The organism is Arthrobacter cheniae (assembly GCF_003602275.1).
Classification (GTDB): Bacteria; Actinomycetota; Actinomycetes; order Actinomycetales; family Micrococcaceae; genus Arthrobacter_D; species Arthrobacter_D cheniae.
This window is the reverse complement of the sequence record NZ_QZVT01000029.1, coordinates 1-2,641: the sequence shown is the minus strand read 5'-3', so window position 1 is coordinate 2,641 and position 2,641 is coordinate 1. Positions and strand designations below refer to the sequence as shown.

Sequence of the window (2,641 nt, the reverse complement as noted above, 5' to 3'; positions counted from 1 at the left end):
GGGTCATGTGGGTGCTGCGCACCCCAGCAGGCCACCCCGAACCAGCCATCACGTGAGACTGCAGTGTCGGCCGACTACTCGGTGAGCGGCCTGACCTGCGGTTCCTGCGCCGGCCGCGTCAGCAGCGCCATCGGCGCCCTGGACGGCGTGAACGACGTCCAGATTGCACTCGTTCCTGGCGGCACCTCCACCGTCAGCGTTACCAGCAGCCAGCCCATCTCTCAGGCTTCCGTTCGGGACGCCGTGGAGAAAGCCGGCTACCAGCTCACGACCGCCTGAGCCGACAGGCAAAGGCACGGGCACCCCTCCCCTCGAGGGGGCCGAAGGAAGAGTCATCATGAGCAAGAAACAGAACATCAACAACCAGCGACATCACCACCCGGGCGAACCGGAATCGACACACGGTCAGGCCATGCCCGACGATCACGCCCATTCGGCGATCTCCACCCAGGAGCAACTCGCTAGTGGCCACCAACCCGGCCACCCCACCGGCGAGCACGCGGGACACAGTGATCACGCGGGTCATGGGATGGACGATGATCATCAGGTCCTTTCCCATGGGGAGCACGCTGGGCACTCGACCGCGATGTTCAAAAACCGGTTCTGGATCAACCTGGTCCTCGCGGTTCCGGTCGTGGCGTTCAGTCCCATGTTCACTATGCTGTTCGGGGCCATGCCGCCCGAGTTCCCCGGCTCTGCACTGATCGCTCCGATCCTGGGCACGGTGATCTTCGTCTACGGTGGTGCACCGTTCCTCAAGGGCGGTCTGACGGAGCTGAAGTCCCGGCAGCCGGGCATGATGCTGCTGATCGCGATGGCGATCAGCGTCGCGTTCATCGCATCCTGGATCACGACCCTCGGAATCGGCGGGTTCGATCTGGACTTCTGGTGGGAGCTGGCCCTGCTTGTCGTCATCATGCTGCTCGGGCATTGGATGGAGATGCGGGCCCTCGGTTCAGCAGCCGGCGCCCTCGACGCCCTGGCAGCCCTGCTCCCCGACGAGGCCGATAAGGTCACCGACTCCGGCATCGAAACCGTACCCGTCAGCTCACTGGTCGTCGGCGATGTCGTCCTCGTGCGCTCCGGCGCACGTGTACCTGCGGACGGGCAGATTATCGACGGGACGGCCGAGTTCGACGAGTCGATGATCACCGGTGAATCCCGCACCGTTTCCCGTACCGTCAGCGAGACCGTCGTCGCCGGCACGGTGGCAACCGACAACGCGGTCCGCGTTCAAGTGAGTGCCGTCGGGTCGGAGACAACCCTCGCCGGGATTCAACGTCTGGTCGCCGAAGCACAGGCTTCCTCCTCCCGGGCGCAGGCTCTCGCCGACCGGGCTGCAGCCCTGTTGTTCTACTTCGCACTCGGGGCCGGGATCCTGACGTTCATTAGCTGGATACTCCTGGGCAGCCCGGATGATGCGGTGATCCGCACGGTCACCGTCCTGGTCATCGCCTGCCCGCACGCCCTGGGATTGGCCATTCCGTTGGTGATCGCGATCTCGACCGAGCGTGCAGCGAAGGCCGGGGTGCTGATCAAGAACCGGATCGCCCTGGAGCGCATGCGCACCGTCGACATCGTGCTGTTCGACAAGACCGGCACCCTCACCGAAGGCCGGCACGCCGTCACCGCAACAACTACGATCACCGGTGTCAGCGAAGCCGAACTCCTGGCTCTGGCTGCTGCAGCCGAAGCCGACAGTGAGCACCCCGTCGCCCGGGCCATCGTCACCGCCGCACGAACCAACCCCGCGGCGACGAGTCTCTCCTACACAGGGACCGAATTCAGTTCCATGACCGGACGCGGCGTCCGGGCAACCGTCAACGGATACCAGATGGCCGTGGGCGGACCGAACATGCTCGCCGAACTTGGCCTCACGACCCCTTCCGGCATCGCCGGAACGGTGCAGGAATGGGTTGGACGAGGCGCATCCGTGCTGCATGTCATCCGCGACAACTCTGTGATTGGCGCGGTCCGGCTTGAGGACAAGGTCCGGGAGGAATCCCGGGCCGCGGTGAAGGCGTTGCAAGCCCGCGGGGTGAAGGTCGCGATGATCACCGGCGACGCGCGCCAGGTCGCCGACGTGGTCGGCGCGGAGCTCGGCATCGATGAGGTGTTCGCGGACGTCCTGCCTCAAGACAAGGACACCAAAGTCACCGAGTTGCAGGCCCGCGGCTTGAAAGTCGCGATGGTCGGCGACGGCGTAAACGACGCACCGGCCCTGGCTCGCGCCGAGGTCGGCATCGCGATCGGTGCCGGTACGGACGTGGCCATGGAGTCGGCCGGTGTCGTCCTCGCCGGGAATGACCCGCGATCGGTGCTGGCGTTGATCGACCTGTCTCGGGCCAGTTACCGCAAGATGATCCAGAACCTGATCTGGGCCACCGGGTACAACGTTCTGGCGGTGCCACTGGCGGCAGGAGTGCTGGCGTTCGCGGGGATCCTGCTCTCCCCCGCCGCTGGGGCGGTCCTGATGAGCGTGTCCACGATCGTCGTCGCCCTGAACGCCCAACTCCTACGCCGGATCGATCTCAGCCCGGAACGAATCAACACCCACTAGGAGCGCCCCTGTACGTGAGAGTCGTCACGGGTGCCGAACATGATCGATGACCCGTTCGTTAATCAAGATCGGCACCCAAGT

General features: G+C 65.3%; 2 protein-coding genes. Both read left to right on the top strand.

Annotated elements, in window-relative coordinates; translation table 11 throughout:
- The coding region (locus D6T63_RS18790; protein ID WP_235830875.1) for a heavy-metal-associated domain-containing protein at positions 1-279 on the top strand (279 nt) is incomplete at its 5' end.
- 58 nt (positions 280-337) lie between these two features.
- Complete coding sequence (locus D6T63_RS18785) at positions 338-2,560, top strand: heavy metal translocating P-type ATPase (protein ID WP_407923763.1); 2,223 nt, start codon at positions 338-340, stop codon at positions 2,558-2,560.
- Positions 2,561-2,641: the final 81 nt, after the last annotated feature.

What these genes read in the sequence shown, in the direction of transcription:
- D6T63_RS18785 (WP_407923763.1), top strand. Translation starts at nt 338, where the DNA reads ATGAGCAAGAAACAGAACATCAACAACCAGCGACATCACCACCCGGGC.